Below are 16,926 nucleotides of genomic sequence, written 5' to 3' on the forward strand. Positions count from 1 at the left end.
CCAAAATAAAAGAAATGTGATTATTAGAATTCGTAACCTAGCTCAAGCCAAAACTCACGGCCTGGAGAGAAAGTTGCATTACTAGCTGAGCTGAAAATGCCCTTTTGGCGTACATCATCTAGCACGTTAAGAACATCAACTTGTACGTAAGCAGAATGAGTTCCGTAGAAGCTCGGTTGGTAGCGAACTCGTGTATCCCACTGCGTATGCGTACCATGGTCATAGGTGTAGTACATCTCTTTGCCATCAGCTGCATCTGTGGAATACTCAGCGTCTTTTACTGGTGCTTTTATGTAGACCTTATTTGACCACGAGATGTTGTAGTTAGGTATTGCCATATCTAGCCCTAAACGTACTATCCACTCTTCACCGTTGCTGTTTACTTCTTCCTGCGCCTCTGCGCGAGTCATCAGTTTTCCATCAAGGTAAATTAACTCATTCGCGTTGTAACCAGTGCCGAGGTTAGACGCATCTGTTGTTGTCCAGTCTGCGGCAAGGGTCGTTGTCCAATATGTTGGACCTAACACCCATGGCTTAATGTTGGATGCTTGAATGGTGTACACATCGACGTTGTAACTTTCTGTATTTCTATAAGTCACCACGCCCCCTATGTCTTTAGCTTTAATTCTGTCTTCGTATTTACGACCGACATAACCAGCAGAAAGAACAAAGTTCGACACATTCTGTGTAACACCTAGTGAGATCTCATCAGAATATGGCGTTTTCAAGTTTTCGATTGATGCGAAATCACGAGTGGTATCGTTATTCAGTTCTAATATTTCACCTGCTAGCTTCATGGATCCGAACGAGCGACCATAGTAGCGGTTCATACCAAAGCGTAGATTCGTATCGCGAGCGACTTGCAGTGACGAAGCGAATCGATACGCCACGTTTGTATTCTCAAGGAAGTCATCGCGATCGATACGAACACCAGGTCGTAGTTTTAAGTTGCCAATCTTAATTTGGTCTTCGATGTATGCTGCGTAATCTTGGTGGTCTGTGTCTACACTTCCTGCGTTTAAAGTATCTACAGTCTTTGCGAACTCAACTCCGCCCCAAGTCATTGTCGTGTTGATTGTCACATCGCTGTCACGATTAAATTTATAATCTGTTTTGCGATAATCCGCCCCCATAGAGACCACATGCGACGTTGAACCAAGCTTCACTCGATCAAAATCATACGCTAACATCAGGTTGATGTTTTGCTGCGTCATGTCGCTATCGCCATATCCGCCTTCGTAATATTCAAATGACGGATCAAACTCGATATAGACATTAGCTTGATTCGAAGAAGAGTCGCGTTCATCTTTAAATTTGTCGTACGCCGCTGTTGCAGAAAATGAACCCGAACCTAATCTTTGAGTCCACTTAATGGTAGAGCCGTAAGCGAGGTGTGTATCTGTAACATCACCCTCTGTATTCGTAGCAAAGTACTTACCTTCACTGTAATCAGACAAGCGCAGACCAAACTCTAGAGAGCGATTAGTATCAGGAGTCCAGTTGAAGTTTGCGAGGAAATTGTCTGAACGACGAGTGTGGTCTTCGACATCTCGCTTACCTGTCGGGTTTAGCAAACGAGTTTGCTTGATGTCTGAGTCTCTTCGGCTAAAACCAAGTACCATACCCACGTTGTCAGTAATAGCTTGCTCTGCCACAACACTAAAGGAATCTTTTTTATATTCTGGCTGATACGTTGCTTCTGAACCAGTTGGCTCCTTAGCATCCGACGCGGCTTTGACATTGTCATCAATATGAACCGAAGCCCAATCAGAACGTGTACCTCGATAACGCAACTTAACGCGGTTTTCGCCACTGTAGTGACGAGTTTCAGCGTTAACTGCACCACCAGTAAAGCCACCAAACTGTGCAGGAATATCACTAGTATAAGCTGTGATACCACTCAAAAGATTAGCGTCAAAATAATACGCTTGCTCAGAACTCTTATTCGGATTAACCGCCATGGAACCATCAAAAAGCCCACCAGTTGGATCGATGTCGTTGTTGATATTAATTCCGTTAATTAAATATGCAGTTTGCTCAGGATCTGCACCATTAATTGAGATTGAGCTCGGCTTAATCTCACCGCCTTGTAGGCCATCTAAATCACCACCAGCAAATCGTACATTTGGGTTGTCTTTTAGATAATCGGTTAAGTTACCGTTTGAAGAAGGGGTATCTTTGATGTCATCCGCATCTAGAGTTTGCTTTGTTGAAAGCTCATCGTCTCTCGTGTCAGTAACATTAATGCTAAGTTCAACTTCAGACTCAGATGGTTTTTCTGTTTCAGCGTAAACGCTAGACACAGAACAGAGCGACGCAATGGTCGCTGCAAGAAGAGTTTTATTAAAAGGGTGCATGTTAAAAAGGTCTAGGTGATAATAATTATCATTAATACTAACAATAAGACATTCAACAAGTAAATCCCTCACCCATTACCAATAACTGCAGAATAATCTACCAATACCTCCTTTTAGTTAATGAAAATGCAACATTCATTACCGTTATAAATTATACCCAAATCTTATAGAACCCTTTAATTACAAGGCTTAATGAAAATAAATATCATTTGGAATAAAATGTCGCTCACCACATTTACTCACACAAACTGTTAACAAAATAATTATTATAAGAAATGCAGTTTTGTTAAGGCAATCGATAAAATACAAATCAATGACAATTCATACAAAAACAAGACAGACAAGGAATAATCAGCATCTTGAAATAAATTTAAATTAAATAAAATCAATTATTTAAACTAAAAATCACAATGTAACACGAAAAATAATGCTTCACATATAAATAAAAACAATTATCATTCCCGATCTTTTGTGATTGCTTCACCGAATATTTCCAACCAACACAAGCGCTCATACTGATGATTCAACTCCGTTTTACACTCTTAGCGATATGCTCATTCTGTCTGCAAAATAATGTATTTGCAGAATCAATCACTAATCAAAAGATACAAGAACAAGTTGGGCATATCGAATCAACATCTGCAATCCAAGACCGTATTGAGTCGATCGACGACCAAGCTCAGTTGCAACGTGAAACGGCAAGATCCCTAGATCATGAAATAAGGTTACAAAGCCGCTATCAAGCGCAGCTCACTAATCAACTGATTCAACTACAGAATGTTATTGACGGGTTAGACGTTGAGATGGATAACATCCGCCAAACTAAGGTCAGTTTATACCCACTACTAGAGCAAATGACCGAAACACTGACAGAGCTTGTGTTGGCCGATCTCCCTTTCGATCGACAAACGCGACTAAAACGAATCAACCAATTAAACGACAACTTGATCGATCCTCAACTGAGCGATGCTGAAAAACTCGAACGAATCTTGATTGCCTATCAAACAGAAATCCAATTCGGCACCGAAGTAAAAACATGGTTTGGCAGGCTAACAGCTGATCAAGAAGTTCAATATTTAAGGGTTGGACGTTTGGGTTACTACTATCTATCACTTGATTCATCACTGGCTGGTGTGTGGCGTCCGAAACAACAAGTATGGGCAACGCTTTCAAGCGAACAAACCAAGCAGGTCAACCAAACTATTACAGCATTGAACCGTGGTAATACATACCCACTCCTCACTCTTCCAAAGGCGCAATAATCATGAAGAACCTAACAGCTAATAACAGCACTTCCATGATGAAAAAGAACCTTTGGAAATCCCGTTACAGCGCGATATTGATAGTCAGCCTAGCCACAATGTTCAGCGCTAACCAATCTAACGCTTCAGAAGAACCAGTTCGCTCACCAGTTTCGGCGAGTGAGCAGTCAGAGCGACCAACAACTAGCGATTCACTGCAATCCATCTTTGAACGTGTTGAGAAAGCGAGCCAAGCCGATATTCGGCGCTACCAAGAGCTTAAAGTTCGCAAACAAGAACAACTCATTGAAGCAAACGCGGAAGTCACCGCGCAGCAAACCAAGCTACAAGCGCTCAACACTCGCAATGCTCAGTTAGAGGAACAGATTCTTCAGCTACAGCAAAAGCTGCAGGATAAACAGAAACAGGTCAAAGCCGCTAAAGCTGACATCGTTGAGGTCATTGATCTCACTTCTGCTCAACAGAGAAATTTCCTCTCGAACAATCGCCCTTTAGCGACTTGGACAAACGTGAAAGAACCGCAACCTGTCGATGAAAATGACTTCAGTATCGCAACCATCCATCAGCTTTGGTTGGCAATGGTGCAACAAATCTCTACATCGAGTGCACCAAACGAACATGTGGGTGAGATATTGCTGCCTAATGGAGAGATCAAGCAAGCATCAATTCAACAAGTTGGTGCATTTAGTCAATTTGCTGAAGGCTATGGCTGGCTTAGTTTTGATGGTGCACGCCAACAGTGGATTCAGCTCACTCCACAACCTCAATTAGTTCACAGCAATGAGCAATGGTTGATCGATCCTGCCTTTGGTTTTGGCTTCTTGGCCAACGCTAAGCAACCTAAATGGTATGAGGCTTACTTACCTGCCGGCATTATTGGGCTGCTCATCGGTGTTCTTGCTGCTATCGGTTTTTCTATCGGTTTAGCACGCTTATTCAGCGTAACCAGAGAGAAAAAAGCAGTGAAGCAGCAAGCCTTAGAGCTCAGTAAATTATCCGAAAAAAACATGTTAGGTCGCGTGCTCCTTCAACTTAAGGGATGTACAACAAACCAACAGATGGAAGATGTTGTAGACGCCAACATTAGCCGAGAGGTGCCATGGCTAAACAAAGGTATAGGTACATTAGCAGTTTTAGCAGCAATAGCGCCACTAATGGGACTTTTAGGCACCGTTGGTGGAATGATCGAAACATTTAGTGTCATCACCGCGCAAGGTGCTACTGATGGTGAGCTACTTTCAGGTGGCATCGCAGAAGCGTTACTGACCACAAAATTGGGGCTACTAGTCGCAATTCCTCTATTGATATTGCACTGTCTGGTTAAGACGCAAGCACAGCAGTTATCGGAGATTTTGGAGCACCAAGTCACCAGCTTAGTCGTGGACATTCGACACGGTAAACAAGCGTAATGCTAGAACAGATATTAAGCGCACGCTTACCCATGGATCACCCCATTATGTGGGCGATTGGTTTGGTGTCTTTGGTCATGTGGGGGTTAATCATCCAATGCTATTTCCGTTTTCACAGTCTGAAGCAGTTGGATCTTACCTCGCAAATTCACCACGTGAGTGCGCGATACTCAAGTATTACCAGTAGCGAGCTAAAGCACGTTCAACAAGGTTGGATTAGCCAAATTAATCAGCACCTTAATCTAGGGCTAAACGAAATCAGGCTCTGTGTACGCATTCTTCCCATGCTCGGTTTGCTGGGTACAGTCGATGGAATGATGGAGTGTTTTGAACAGTTGAACAATGACGATGTGTTGAACGCAGTTTCTAATGGTATAAGCCAAGCCATGTTGACTACTCTGGCCGGCCTGCTCGCGGCCATATCTGGTATGTACTTAGCCTATAACCTAAAGCGACAACAACAAAAGCTAGTAGAACTCTGCATCAAACAATGGAAAACCGATGAAAATCAAAACGTTCACTGACAGAGAAGATTCCCCTCAAGTTGACCTAACGCCATTGATTGACGTGGTGTTTATCCTTCTGATCTTTTTCATCTTGTCGGCCAACTTTCAAAAAGAGTCGACCTTAAACGTTGATAGGCCTAGTGCATCAAGCTCGACTCTCACACCACAATCGGAAACTCTGACTGTGAGCGTCGATCGTGACAAAAACATCTGGTTTAACGGGCAGACCGTAAACCTCAGCCAGCTTCAATTCCAAATTAAGGCTCATATAACTGAAAAACAGGCCACTAACGCCATCGTTAATGCCGATCGCTCTTTAGACACTGGCACTCTTATTTCTGTTATCGACACACTGCGTTTATCAGGGCTTACCAATGTTGCTATCGCTACCCAAGACCAGTAAACCCAAGCAGTTCGGTATTCTTGGGTTGACTGTGGGCGTCAATCTAATCCTAGTTTTGGTGCTGCACTTGCTTGTTTCAACGCCAACGTTGACGCGAGATAGCTCCGCCTACCCGACATATGTCCAAACCATCACCTCTCAGAAAAAGCCACAAGAGCCGGAAACAATGAAGCCTATTGTTGCAACCAGCGCACCCAACTCTGCGCCAAGTCGCCCGGCCCTAGTTAACTTTGAGATACCCGATATGGAAAGCCTAGTAGCTCTCCCAGAGGTGACGTTTAAGCCGAGTGATGAGTTAGACGTTCATCTCAACTTTGATTTTTCATTTTCGGGCGAAGGATTACAACAAGGGAGCAATTTCCGTTCTCAAGTGGTAATGGCAAAACCAACTTACCAAATCCAGCCAAAATACCCGGCCAAAGCGAAACGTAATGGCATTGAAGGACATATCACTTTTTCATTGTTGATAAACCAGCAAGGTGAAGCTGTGCAACATAAAGTTGTAGAAGAGTCACCTCCTGGGGTGTTCTTGCGTTCATCACTACGTTCCGTCATGCGCTGGAAGTTTGTACCACCACAATCAGGTGAGCAATGGCAAGAAGTCACTATAAGCTACAACTTGGAAGATTAAAGGATGAGAATAGTTTCGCTACTTATGGCTATGCTAGTGAGCGCTGGTACTTGCGCTCAGGTCGACATTCAAACCTTTGAGCGCTACCAAAAACTAAGCCAATTTCTAGAACGTGATGATATTGATATCCAAGCGTTTGAACGTTTTCATCACAATCATCTAGGTGACAATAAAGAGACGTTAGAGCTCACCAAAAGCCTTTATTTACAAGCTTGCTTGAAGCTTGAAAAACTCAAATGCGCGTTAAACAGAACCAATGAACTGTTGGAATTAACCGAAAACAGCACTAACCAAGAGCAGCTCTTGCGCCTTGCAGTACAGTTAAACTATCAGAATGGCCGCCATTTAGACGCCCTATCGCGTTTTAATGAATGGAACTTAAACCGAGCATCATTATCAAGTACTGAGCAATCAAAGCTACCTAACACATTGCAAGCTGAGGTTTATACCCTGGCTGCGCACAGTGCTTATCAAATCGAGAAATGGTCAGCGAGTGTAGAGGCGATAAAAACAGCGATTGAACTCAATGCAACAAAGCAGCGCTACCAGCTCCTATTAGCAAGCTACCAACGTTTGAGCGCGCATGAAAATGAGCGAAAAACACTACTCAAAGTTACTCACCTCTACCCAAATGAAGTGAAGTTTTGGGCGCGCTTGGCTCAATCTAGCCTTTATTTTAAGCAACCAGCTCACGCTATTGCTGCGCTTTCAGTAGTGAGAGAACTAAACCAACTGACGGAACCACAAAGGCTACTCTTGGCACAGCTACAATTAACTCAAGGAGCACCTGCAAGTGCCTATCAAACTATGGATGAACATCACCCATCAACTCAGTACCAAGATAAATTCAACAAACTGAAGCTACATGCTCTACTCAAATCTCGTCAGCGAGAACAAGCTCTGCAGCTGCTGAATTTGTTACCGAGCGACACTCAACTCGCGACCAAAATTCAACTCAGCTACAACGAACAAGAGTGGGATAAAGTCATCACGCTTCTAGATCAACAAATCAAACAGCAGCCCGATAACCCAAGATGGAAGTTATTAAAAGCGATCGCGCATTTCGAGTTAAGTCAGTACGACCAAGCAAAGCCTATATTGACAACTCTGGTTGGCGGCAAGCTTGATCGCTCAGCACAACAATGGCTCGCTCAAATCGAATATTTAAGCGATGCGAGCTAATCAGGCGTTACCCTCCTATCACCAAGATATTGCCGTCGGTAAAGTAATCATGGTCATCGTTTAGAACCTCGGCTCTCGCTAAGGGCTGTTGTTCTATCGATATCTGAGGAAGGTTTTGTTTTACCTGCAGCTCTAAGCTATCACGCTCTGCATCAACGTTCGGATCAATGTTATGCAAAATCGTCACAATGCCTGAGTATGGCGTTAGCTTTAAGCCGTTGTCATAACTGATCGCACCTAGCCACTTGGTCTGTTGGGTCACTGGATCCAATCCCGCTCGCCACCATCTAATATGGCTGCGTTTCATCAGATTACCAGGTAACTGAAATGCCATATCTTGTGGCTCACCTCGCCAATACAAGTCGGAAACGGGCGGCGTATTTTCTTTTAGCAGTGTTAGATAACCCGCCCATTCAATCTCATTGCGAGAGAAGGTTTGATTCTCGATCCAACCAAGCTCTCTCATCAATTCTCGCGGACTCTCACCTATATACACAACGTTGATTGCTTGTGCGTCATAGAAAGAAGACTTCCCTGGAAACGCCTTGTATGTAACTGCATCTAAATGTATTGACTGCACCGCTAACTCTGAAGATTGCGTATTAAAGTCATCAGCCTTCCAGAAGAAATGGGCATAATTTGCGTAAAGCACCCAAGCCAACAGCAGTGCACTCGATTTAAGCATCACTTTTCGCCACTTAAGGCGGCGAGCAATAATGGCAAACACACCGACGACAAACAGGCCAATCAATAAGCTCTGGTGCTCTGCGATAAAGGTTTGAACCCCTTGCAACATCGGGAAATGCTCTAGACCATGAGCCAGTAGTGCTCCCCAAAAGATAAACTGACCACCACCGAGTATCAGACCAATGGTCGCCAGCAGTGAAAACTTATGCCAAGAGACCCGGTGCGATCCAGCAATAACCGGCACAACCCAAGCAATGGGGCCAAGCAAGCGTGCAAACAGAATTATGTAGGTTCCCTTTCTGGCAATAAGGTATCGACAGCGTGCTATCAGTCGCCTTGTTTTAGGTCGATAAGCCATCAACTTTCTCTGTGCCTGAAAACCCCATTTCGAGCCAATGAAGTAGCTAAGTTGATCACCGATTAAGCCGCCCAACATTACCCATACCAAGGCCGACCATACGCCAGAATAAGCTTGATACCCTGCAGCAATGAAAAACGGCTCCCCCGGTACAAAAAGGTTGGGGCCGATCAGCGCATCACCTAATGCGCCTAAAAACAGTCCTAATCCCTCAAACATAGCGATACCTTTCTAATTATTGCTCTCTGTAGTGACCGAACTGGTAGTTCATTTCGTTGTTACGCATTTCGCCTTTAAAGAATCGACGCACGTTCGCCTTAAGGTAAGTCATGCCTGTTTCAACAACGCCATCTTGGTCTAAACGTCTTGGGTCAAAACCAAATGTCATATTGAGGAAACGGAAACGCCATGTTTTGCTGGCTCTTTTCACGTAATCACAATCTTCGCACAGTACAATTTCTTCATCGAAACCACCGATTTCTTGATGTGCGCGTTTGGTAGAGAAAATGCAAGCACCTACTGCAGTCGGGAAGAAGAACTGAGTTGCAAACAACCCGACGTTAAATAAGCCGTATCCAAACTTATGCACCAAAGGTAAACCTTTAGAGCTCATATAGACGCCAGCCACTTCAAGCTTACGCTCATCTAATTCATATAGAGCTTTAGCTAAGAAGTTTCTTGGCAGCGCTACATCGGCATCTAAGAAAAGAATGCGATTGTATTTCGCTAGCGAAGCACCGGTATTACGACCTAAACTCACGCCTCGCTCTTGCATATGATGTACAGTGAGCGAAGGCAACGCACTCTCATAAGCTTGTGCTACCTCTCGGGTTTTATCGTCACTATTTGAATCAACAACGATAACTTCAAACTCTTGGTGTGTCTGAACACTCAGTTCTTCCATTAGACGCCCAATGCGCTTCTCTTCGTTTAACGTGATAACCACAATGCTGATCGGTTCCATTAATCCACCTATTACGTTCTGCTGTTTAAGTTGCAATAAGATTAACTAGGTACGCCTTAACCAATCCTTAGTTTGGCATTCATATTCCGTTCATTAACGTGATGATTTGATGAAGGTTAAAATGGATTTGGTGACAGTGCGGAAAACAGATAAAATGGCAAAAACGAGCACTTCCGGTGGTTTTCTCTACAAACGCACCAATTTGCTCGTTTATTTTATTTCCAAGTGGGGATCTTGCTTGCTCAATCTAGAATAGAGTGTTAGTATCCGCGCTCGCTCAAACATGAACTTGTTTATGTTGAGCATTACCACACACTCAAGGTCGCATTGAGGTGTGAACTTAATTTTTACTAATTTGAGAGTAAAACTATGAAATTCGAAGCAGTAGTACGTACTGAACTAGGTAAAGGTGCGAGCCGCCGCCTACGTCACGCTGGTCAATTCCCAGCAGTTGTTTACGGTGGTGAAGCAGCGCCAGTTTCTATCGCGCTAGCACACGACGAAGTAATCAACCAAATGGACAAGCCTGAATTCTACGAAGCAATCACTCTAGTGATCGACGGCGCAGAAGTTAAGGTTAAGCCACAAGACGTTCAACGTCACGCTTACAAGCCAAAAGTTGAGCACATGGACTTCATCCGCATCTAATTCCCTACCAAGGAATTAGTTGGATAAATCCAACCTTTTGCATAAAAGATAAATCGACCTTACCAATCGATAAATCTAAAAATTCGAAACCCCGATGCTACCAACATCGGGGTTTCACCGTTTTTGAGTCCCAAAAAACGCGTAAGTCTCGCGCAATACACTGAATGAGTACACTCTAGACAACACTTTTTGGGAAGAGATCAGAATTAATAAATAGAGAGGGGAATGTTGAGATGGTTATCGCTGTTTGCCTCAGCAGATTACTGTGCATTGACAAAGACCCAAAGAGATATAGTGGTTCTACAAAAAAGAAAGTAGTCTAGTTATCTTCATAAGCTCTTCTTTCTAGAATACTTGTAATGTCTTTTTTGAGATTCTTTTGAGTGCTGACACATAAAGTTGAACCTTTCCCCTACAGGCTCAGACTCATCAGTAATCGTTTTGATGGCTTCATCTAGCTGTCGAGTACAAAACACCTGCGCTGCTTCCCTCTTTATCTCACAATCAGACTCTTTGATATTCATACTGACCTCCGTAAAGCGTTACTTTTAGGATAGAACACGGCGCCGTAAATACTTGTTAGCTTGATACTTTCCCTAGAAGTTTATTATTTATTTTAACGACTCCGAAGAATAAGATTACCCCTATGACTCCATTTAACACAGCTAAAGCCGATGGAATAAAGAAGGTTGAAAGCTCCTTAGCATTCACTGCAGGCACCAATATGAACTTAACGTTACATAAGTACCAAAGTAGAACTGGTAGGACCGAATAAATACATCCTAGAACACGACTAGACAGGCTTAAGCTTGTTCCGTTCACAAACGCAGAAACAAATCGAAATACCGTAAAAAGCCCAGCACTACCTAGCAAGAAGGTACCAAGCACACCGGCAGAAAAACCAATAATTAATAGGTTTTCGCTTATATATAATTCCTGTAGTGCGGTAATGCCTAACAGAAAAGAAATAATTGATGTTGCTCGGTAAGCCTTAATTTGTCTGATTCTCATTATTTCTCCCTCGAAAGCTAATTCCTTGTAAAGGTGTGAGGCACGCAATACCTAAGCTTCCGCGTACCACCTTAACCGCTGAAAATAACGCATACTAAAAATGCCACGCGTGCCGAATCACTCTTGAACAATTGTTATGTGGCTTCATAGCTGCACGCCTGGAAATAGTACCCAAATTATTGTGCTAACTACGGCAAGAAAAAGTGCAAAACCTATAATATTAATAAGCCTCTGAACCGAAACACTTTTATTTTGATAGTTAGGGTAGAAATTCTCTAAAGCAAAGCTATTAAAAAAACCTGCTATGGACATTTTCCCTATCCATACCAGCAGGCTGTTATTATCGGTACGCAACATGAAAATTTGGTTGATCGTTTGACCAGTTTCAAAAGCTTGATATGTCCAAATCAGTCCAAAAAGGACTGGAGGTGCAATTAAAAAGAAAATTGGTGCTTTAAACTTCATTTTTCTCCAGCCACATAACGCCCTGCCAAGTGGCTAGCGACGCATAACACGACACTTAAACTTGTTACCGTAAACACTTTACCAAACCAGCCCCCAAATTGCCGAGCGTTGATAGCCCGTCTTTAGCAGTTTGTTATGTCTTTACTCAAAGTAACCCTCCGAAGCAATTGCAACCGATTGAAAGTACAACCCTTCACCTTATTCTAAGTCAGGAAGAGTTGGACGCCAGAAAGATAACTGAAGCTCTTCAAATACGTAGCTATAGCCTAACTCTGGATCAGAATGATCATAGTTACCTTCTAGCTGAATTCGTTCGAGCACATTAGTCGCTAATGTCCTATGTACGTCAAAGCCAAGCAATGTAGTTGAAAACAACTCAGACGCAGCGGCTTCAATGAACTCAACTCTTCCTTCATTATCAAAATCGACCATGAGACCGTCTAAAAAATGATGGCGATGACCATAGATGCAATCAGGATCTCCGATAGCATTGCTCACTTCAGTTTCTGTCATACCGAGCTTGACTGGACCGATTGAGTTTCCTAGCTGAATCTCGAAAATTTCCATTTGAACCCTATAAACACATAATGTTCCGCAAAAGGATGAGCAACGCAATTCCGATGCCGTCGCAAAACACCTTAATCACTAAAACTCACGCATAATAAAAATGTCCAGCGTGCCGAATTACTCTTGAACAATCTGTTATAACGCGGTTTCCAGTGAACTCATAGTCTCAACTGCTCTCAACGCCCCCTTAGAAAACTCCAAGATACTTATCGCAAGTTGGTCTAAAGGCATGGACAAAAGACATTGACCATCAGTTCCAAATATACGGCTACCTCCTAATCCACAAATGTTCTGATCGTTAAGCGCTTGTGGCCAGTTACACTGTAGAACAAATGCATCGAGTTCCTTAGCTATTTCAGAAGCCATTGAATAATAGCCCGTTAAGGTATCGTCATTGCCGCTTCGGCTGATATAGCTAGGCCAAACTATGATTTCTGGAGAGCAGGAACGAACTTGAGAGATAAACCAATTTGCATCCTCGACTTCTCTACAAATTACCGTGGTACAGCGAGTACCATCAAGATCCAACACGTATCTATTGCTACCTTTAGCAAAAAACTGGGATTCACTTTCAGTTAATCCAACCTTGTCCCATTGTGCGATGACCTGACCATTTTTACTGATGCACAAATAACTATTGAACACATTTGAGCCAACTACTTTAGGTGCACCAAAAAACAAACTTGTTCGATACTTTTTCGCTAAATTTTGTAGTTCGACTATGGCATTTTGAATTAAGAGCTCTTTAGACTCAGCTTTTATATTTCTATGAAAGCCACTTAGTGCGAGTTCAGGGAAAATTAGGACATCTAGTGCACCTAACCTTTTAATATACCCAGATATCGTCGTAAGGTTTTGTACAACAGTCCATCTCATTTGCATCTGAACAATGCCTATTTTCACTCTGTACTCCTTTAGCGCCTTAACACCCTTTTAAGGTATGAACGACGCAATGCTGATGCCGACGCAACCACCTTAACCACTAAAACCAACGCATTGTAAGAATACCACGCGTTGCGAATCCCTCTTGAACAGTTGTATGGCTATTTTACATCTGTAACATCCAAGTACTTTTCGAGCTTTGATGTTGCGAGTTTTGTAGCCATTGCTTGAGCTACCTTCCATACTGTCTCTATGGAGTTTTCCTTGAGGTCTTCTTTTACAGCTTTCCAAATATTCTTTTGACGTAGTGCAGCCAAAAAGTCATGCCCTTGTGCTGTTAAACGCACGTTACAGTCACACCAAGAAAAGTCATCAATATCATCGTAATCAGGAGTAAAAGGTGATCGACCATTACTAAAAAGATATTGGATAAAACCTTGGTCATGCAAAATCCCCATGTGAAAAGCAAATTGATTATTCACTGAGCTAGAAATTTTGGAGATTTCACTAATAAGGGGGAAAGGTTTAGGAACTTCCTCAAATGCTTCTAAGAGTTGCTTCAAATACTCATAATCAACTTTCATTCTTGATTTTCCTAATAGTCACATAACGCCTGCGATAAGGTGCCCCACATCGAACTAGCAAAGCACACTGAACACCATACCAAAACCACCGAGTGTAACGGGTCACCTTGATTGCTTTGTTATAACTTTGGCCAATCATCACCTTCACTTCTAGCAACAAAGTCAAAGTTCATTTCTGTACCGAATGGTTCTGTTGGAAGCTCTGTGCCACCTTTTATGATTCTTAGCTGGTTACTTGTTTGTTGTTCATTTAAATAAGACAAGGCATCGTGAACTCCTGATGCCTTTGCTGTATCAATGATTTCAGCCAAAACAACTTTCTGATTTTCTGTAAGAGCCTCAAGTAATTCATTTTTGGCTTCGTTACCTGTAACTTTGGGAAAACCTTTACCCGTTACCCAACCAGAAGCTGCGCTTTCACTCAATGACACCATATCATCAATAAAAAGCTTATATTCTTCGATTGATTTAGACATTGAATTCCTTTGAAGTTATCGCCCTGTTCTTACGAATCCCCTCATAATTTCTATATAAAACAATTAGTAGACGAACATCGCTCATTCTGATCTAATGAATTTCGCCAAAAACACACCTGATTAAGTGTGGCGAACGCTCTTGGCAATGGAATAAAACGTTTTATCCTCAAGCAACAGATAGGCCGCAGTTTTTAGGTGAAAGCCAACGGCTAAACGCTCACCGCTTAAGTACTTTGCTTACTTATACGAAAGCCATTTCAAAAGCAGCCATTCGGTAAAGTCTCTGATTTAGAATAGAGTTCAGGCTATTTACTTACGTATTCCGTTTCACAGTCAATTCCGACACATCGAATAGTAATAGTTGTACTCTTTGTCGTTGTTACTGAATTTGTGGCTTTTTTGGAGCTAGTAGTGTCCGGGAGCTCGACTGGTTCCGCATCAAGCACTGCTAGCATTTCTTCCTTGGTCGAATCAAAGTCTAACTTCCCCATCAACTCTAATAATTCTGAATCAGAATATTCTTCGTGGTGACCTCGCAGTGTTTGAACAACTTTCACTTTGGAGGAGTCAAAATCGAAAGACTCGACAAGTGTTATTAACTCTTTAAATGTCAGCTCTCGATTTAGATCGCTTACATTCTCGGAAACAAATCTGTTTTTTGTTGAGTCAAAATCAAAAAAGCCTACATTTCTCAACAGGTCTTCGGGCTCCATAGCCTGAACACCTAAAGAACAAACTAAGCAAAATAATCCTGACATAATGATCTTATACAACTTCAAACTCCTCCTTTTGTTCGATTCATATAACTATCAATTAAGATGAGACGCTCGCATACCGCTAACGGCTCATACCACTTTAATCAATACAGCTTACATATAGTGAAAATACCGCATGTTGCAAATCATTCCTAAACACTTTTTAAATGTGTTTTTCATACAACGCTTCGTAAGCTAGCCCTTCAAGTTCACCAGTTAACTCACGCCCTGACTCATCTTGTAATTTATAGTCAATTTGATGTTTTCCTATCAAAGCACAACCGTCTAAGCCCAGTAAAATGGTATATAGAGCGTCAGTCAATGAATCATCTAAGATTCCTCTTACAACGTCCAATTGCTGTGCTTCAATGCCAGCTTCTTTCAAAATAGTTAAAACAGATGTATCTGATTCTTCCGAAAAATAGCCTTCAAGTAACTGACGCTTTAGATAAGAGAACTCACCAACGAATTCCAAAGGGGATATTGATATTGTCATTTTGAGTCATCCTTCATTCTAAACGCATAACAAATACAATAAGTCGCACAATACTAAATCAAAAAGTACACCGAACTTCATTCCAAGATATCTGAGTGGAATGGTTTACCTTAATTGCTTTTTATGTTTTAACTTGATCCAAGTACCACTTAGCCTGCTCCCAGTTCACATCTTGCTCCATATGCCAATCAAAAGGACGGGGATTACGGTGATGTTCGACTATGTACTGTAAATGTTGGTGTGCTATTTCTGGATCATAGACTCGCCATACCAAGCGCCTAGTTGCATTCCAAGTTTCCCTGACAAGAAACAGAGCATTGCCTCCGGCTTTAATTTCCTCGTCTAGTTTGTCGCAAAACGGATCGACTATATCTCTCTCTTCTTGCGACGGCAGGCCATTTTCAATTAAGTCGTCGAAGTCAATAATTACAGATAAATGCCAACTAAATATTTCTTTGGGCTCAAAATCCTTCAGATTTGAGTTTAATACAGCAACACAAGGCAGCCCTTCGCATCTCCAATCTCCAACCAAAAATTTTTCTTCAGGAAGAACTACTCGAACTTCATTTTCTTCAATTTGCTTTTTCTTTCTCAGTAACTTTCTAAACACCAAACCATCCTTGAAAACGTAAAGAGCTTGTGATGTACAAACTTTATATCCCTTAACAAAAAGTAAGCTCTAATCAGTACAGATTTCATAATAATCAATTGATTAACCAAGCTTATGTCAATAAGTTAGTCACGCTACCACGAATCAAAGCTTTTCACTGAACTCACCACAATGGTTACACTTATAACCCTGTTTATAGAAGAACAGAGGAAAGCCTAACAATATGAAAACCAGAAACGCGGGCCGCTTTCCCTTTGTATACGCAGATAAGTCACTACTTCCGCACTGAGGGCAAATATCTTGCTTTTCTCCTATTTCTTGAGAATGACCTTCAAGGCTTTCCGAAAAGTCACTTGTCAGAATTTCGGTCGCTTCCTCTAAATCTTCTCCTGCAACGAATAGACGAACACCTCCAATAGCATTTGAGTATAGCCATTGCGTGTTCACGGTGTGCTCATCTGCAATGAAGCTTTCGATTCCAGCACTTTCAAGATTTGCTTTGGCTATATGAGCTTCATGAGGAAAAGAAAACCTTGCTACCACAACCATGAATTTCTCCCAGGGGCTAACGCCTTGATAGATATTTTGATAGGTACCTATTTATCGTATACAGGATTAGTGAAACAGCACCGATATTGCCACACGAAAACTAAAATCAACACACGGTTAAAGT

General features: G+C 42.1%; 21 protein-coding genes. 7 read left to right on the plus strand and 14 right to left on the minus strand.

The window, feature by feature from the left end; translation table 11 throughout:
• Positions 1-23 precede the first annotated feature (23 nt).
• The gene (locus FIV04_RS08990; RefSeq protein WP_152468933.1) at positions 24-2,357 is read right to left on the minus strand and encodes a TonB-dependent siderophore receptor; all 2,334 of its coding nucleotides are present in this window, start codon (positions 2,355-2,357) and stop codon (positions 24-26) included.
• A gap of 518 nt (positions 2,358-2,875) precedes the next feature.
• Between FIV04_RS08990 and FIV04_RS08995 the strand changes: the two genes are divergently transcribed.
• From FIV04_RS08995 to FIV04_RS09020, 6 genes are read left to right on the plus strand one after another with little or no spacing between them, the layout of a single operon-like run.
• Positions 2,876-3,619 carry a DUF3450 domain-containing protein gene (locus FIV04_RS08995; protein WP_152468934.1) on the plus strand — a complete coding sequence of 248 codons (744 nt, stop codon included), beginning with the start codon at positions 2,876-2,878 and terminating at the stop codon, positions 3,617-3,619.
• A 2-nt stretch (positions 3,620-3,621) separates the two neighbouring features.
• Positions 3,622-5,028: a MotA/TolQ/ExbB proton channel family protein gene (locus FIV04_RS09000; RefSeq protein WP_253895336.1), complete on the plus strand. Its 1,407-nt coding sequence runs from the start codon at positions 3,622-3,624 to the stop codon at positions 5,026-5,028.
• Complete coding sequence (locus tag FIV04_RS09005; protein ID WP_152468935.1) at positions 5,028-5,552, plus strand: MotA/TolQ/ExbB proton channel family protein; 525 nt, start codon at positions 5,028-5,030, stop codon at positions 5,550-5,552. Before FIV04_RS09000 ends, FIV04_RS09005 begins: the two co-directional genes overlap by 1 nt.
• Positions 5,530-5,937 carry a biopolymer transporter ExbD gene (locus tag FIV04_RS09010; RefSeq protein WP_152468936.1) on the plus strand — a complete coding sequence of 136 codons (408 nt, stop codon included), beginning with the start codon at positions 5,530-5,532 and terminating at the stop codon, positions 5,935-5,937. The genes FIV04_RS09005 and FIV04_RS09010 overlap by 23 nt, the downstream gene beginning before the upstream one ends.
• Positions 5,909-6,568, plus strand: a complete 660-nt coding sequence (locus FIV04_RS09015; RefSeq protein WP_152468937.1) for an energy transducer TonB — start codon at positions 5,909-5,911, stop codon at positions 6,566-6,568. The genes FIV04_RS09010 and FIV04_RS09015 overlap by 29 nt, the downstream gene beginning before the upstream one ends.
• A 3-nt stretch (positions 6,569-6,571) precedes the next feature.
• Entirely contained in the window at positions 6,572-7,750 is a 1,179-nt protein-coding gene (locus tag FIV04_RS09020) for a tetratricopeptide repeat protein (protein WP_152468938.1), read from the plus strand.
• Between the two features lie 7 nt (positions 7,751-7,757).
• On the opposite strand, the gene FIV04_RS09025 is transcribed toward FIV04_RS09020, so the two are convergent.
• Positions 7,758-9,014, minus strand: coding sequence for an LssY C-terminal domain-containing protein (locus FIV04_RS09025; protein ID WP_152468939.1), 1,257 nt, complete (start codon positions 9,012-9,014; stop codon positions 7,758-7,760).
• Positions 9,015-9,030: 16 nt separating this feature from the next.
• Positions 9,031-9,759: a glycosyltransferase gene (locus FIV04_RS09030; protein ID WP_032552190.1), complete on the minus strand. Its 729-nt coding sequence runs from the start codon at positions 9,757-9,759 to the stop codon at positions 9,031-9,033.
• 369 nt (positions 9,760-10,128) lie between these two features.
• Here FIV04_RS09030 and rplY point away from each other — a divergent pair, with 369 nt between their 5' ends.
• Positions 10,129-10,407: a 50S ribosomal protein L25 gene (rplY, locus tag FIV04_RS09035; protein WP_032552189.1), complete on the plus strand. Its 279-nt coding sequence runs from the start codon at positions 10,129-10,131 to the stop codon at positions 10,405-10,407.
• 329 nt (positions 10,408-10,736) lie between these two features.
• On the opposite strand, the gene FIV04_RS09040 is transcribed toward rplY, so the two are convergent.
• The 11 genes from FIV04_RS09040 to FIV04_RS09100 all read right to left on the minus strand — a co-directional run bounded on the left by FIV04_RS09040 (position 10,737) and on the right by FIV04_RS09100 (position 16,802).
• Positions 10,737-10,931 (minus strand): hypothetical protein, encoded by a 195-nt coding sequence (locus FIV04_RS09040; protein WP_152468940.1) that lies wholly within the window; start codon positions 10,929-10,931, stop codon positions 10,737-10,739.
• Between the two features lie 55 nt (positions 10,932-10,986).
• Complete coding sequence (locus tag FIV04_RS09045; protein WP_152468941.1) at positions 10,987-11,418, minus strand: hypothetical protein; 432 nt, start codon at positions 11,416-11,418, stop codon at positions 10,987-10,989.
• Positions 11,419-11,562: 144 nt separating this feature from the next.
• Entirely contained in the window at positions 11,563-11,883 is a 321-nt protein-coding gene (locus FIV04_RS09055) for a hypothetical protein (RefSeq protein ID WP_152468942.1), read from the minus strand.
• Between the two features lie 198 nt (positions 11,884-12,081).
• Complete coding sequence (locus tag FIV04_RS09060; RefSeq protein ID WP_152468943.1) at positions 12,082-12,450, minus strand: hypothetical protein; 369 nt, start codon at positions 12,448-12,450, stop codon at positions 12,082-12,084.
• Positions 12,451-12,585: 135 nt separating this feature from the next.
• Positions 12,586-13,353 (minus strand): carbon-nitrogen hydrolase family protein, encoded by a 768-nt coding sequence (locus tag FIV04_RS09065; RefSeq protein ID WP_152468944.1) that lies wholly within the window; start codon positions 13,351-13,353, stop codon positions 12,586-12,588.
• A 140-nt stretch (positions 13,354-13,493) separates the two neighbouring features.
• Positions 13,494-13,916 (minus strand): DUF2513 domain-containing protein, encoded by a 423-nt coding sequence (locus tag FIV04_RS09070; RefSeq protein ID WP_152468945.1) that lies wholly within the window; start codon positions 13,914-13,916, stop codon positions 13,494-13,496.
• Positions 13,917-14,035: 119 nt separating this feature from the next.
• The gene (locus FIV04_RS09075) at positions 14,036-14,392 is read right to left on the minus strand and encodes a DUF6547 family protein (protein WP_152468946.1); all 357 of its coding nucleotides are present in this window, start codon (positions 14,390-14,392) and stop codon (positions 14,036-14,038) included.
• Positions 14,393-14,697: 305 nt separating this feature from the next.
• Positions 14,698-15,165, minus strand: a complete 468-nt coding sequence (locus FIV04_RS09085; protein WP_253895338.1) for a DUF4476 domain-containing protein — start codon at positions 15,163-15,165, stop codon at positions 14,698-14,700.
• Between the two features lie 145 nt (positions 15,166-15,310).
• Positions 15,311-15,643 (minus strand): hypothetical protein, encoded by a 333-nt coding sequence (locus tag FIV04_RS09090; protein WP_152468947.1) that lies wholly within the window; start codon positions 15,641-15,643, stop codon positions 15,311-15,313.
• A gap of 121 nt (positions 15,644-15,764) precedes the next feature.
• Positions 15,765-16,253: a DUF695 domain-containing protein gene (locus FIV04_RS09095; protein WP_152468948.1), complete on the minus strand. Its 489-nt coding sequence runs from the start codon at positions 16,251-16,253 to the stop codon at positions 15,765-15,767.
• A gap of 144 nt (positions 16,254-16,397) precedes the next feature.
• A complete protein-coding gene (locus tag FIV04_RS09100; RefSeq protein WP_152468949.1) occupies positions 16,398-16,802 on the minus strand; it encodes a DUF2007 domain-containing protein in 405 nt (134 codons plus the stop codon).
• Positions 16,803-16,926: the final 124 nt, after the last annotated feature.

Source organism: Vibrio sp. THAF190c (assembly GCF_009363355.1).
GTDB classification, from domain to species: Bacteria; Pseudomonadota; Gammaproteobacteria; order Enterobacterales; family Vibrionaceae; genus Vibrio; species Vibrio fortis_A.

Coding starts and splice junctions, on each gene's coding strand:
- FIV04_RS08990 (WP_152468933.1), bottom strand. CDS start 2,357: ATGCACCCTTTTAATAAAACTCTTCTTGCAGCGACCATTGCGTCGCTC.
- FIV04_RS08995 (WP_152468934.1), top strand. CDS start 2,876: ATGATTCAACTCCGTTTTACACTCTTAGCGATATGCTCATTCTGTCTG.
- FIV04_RS09000 (WP_253895336.1), top strand. CDS start 3,622: ATGAAGAACCTAACAGCTAATAACAGCACTTCCATGATGAAAAAGAAC.
- FIV04_RS09005 (WP_152468935.1), top strand. CDS start 5,028: ATGCTAGAACAGATATTAAGCGCACGCTTACCCATGGATCACCCCATT.
- FIV04_RS09010 (WP_152468936.1), top strand. CDS start 5,530: ATGAAAATCAAAACGTTCACTGACAGAGAAGATTCCCCTCAAGTTGAC.
- FIV04_RS09015 (WP_152468937.1), top strand. CDS start 5,909: ATGTTGCTATCGCTACCCAAGACCAGTAAACCCAAGCAGTTCGGTATT.
- FIV04_RS09020 (WP_152468938.1), top strand. CDS start 6,572: ATGAGAATAGTTTCGCTACTTATGGCTATGCTAGTGAGCGCTGGTACT.
- FIV04_RS09025 (WP_152468939.1), bottom strand. CDS start 9,014: ATGTTTGAGGGATTAGGACTGTTTTTAGGCGCATTAGGTGATGCGCTG.
- FIV04_RS09030 (WP_032552190.1), bottom strand. CDS start 9,759: ATGGAACCGATCAGCATTGTGGTTATCACGTTAAACGAAGAGAAGCGC.
- rplY (WP_032552189.1), top strand. CDS start 10,129: ATGAAATTCGAAGCAGTAGTACGTACTGAACTAGGTAAAGGTGCGAGC.
- FIV04_RS09040 (WP_152468940.1), bottom strand. CDS start 10,931: ATGAATATCAAAGAGTCTGATTGTGAGATAAAGAGGGAAGCAGCGCAG.
- FIV04_RS09045 (WP_152468941.1), bottom strand. CDS start 11,418: ATGAGAATCAGACAAATTAAGGCTTACCGAGCAACATCAATTATTTCT.
- FIV04_RS09055 (WP_152468942.1), bottom strand. CDS start 11,883: ATGAAGTTTAAAGCACCAATTTTCTTTTTAATTGCACCTCCAGTCCTT.
- FIV04_RS09060 (WP_152468943.1), bottom strand. CDS start 12,450: ATGGAAATTTTCGAGATTCAGCTAGGAAACTCAATCGGTCCAGTCAAG.
- FIV04_RS09070 (WP_152468945.1), bottom strand. CDS start 13,916: ATGAAAGTTGATTATGAGTATTTGAAGCAACTCTTAGAAGCATTTGAG.
- FIV04_RS09075 (WP_152468946.1), bottom strand. CDS start 14,392: ATGTCTAAATCAATCGAAGAATATAAGCTTTTTATTGATGATATGGTG.
- FIV04_RS09090 (WP_152468947.1), bottom strand. CDS start 15,643: ATGACAATATCAATATCCCCTTTGGAATTCGTTGGTGAGTTCTCTTAT.
- FIV04_RS09100 (WP_152468949.1), bottom strand. CDS start 16,802: ATGGTTGTGGTAGCAAGGTTTTCTTTTCCTCATGAAGCTCATATAGCC.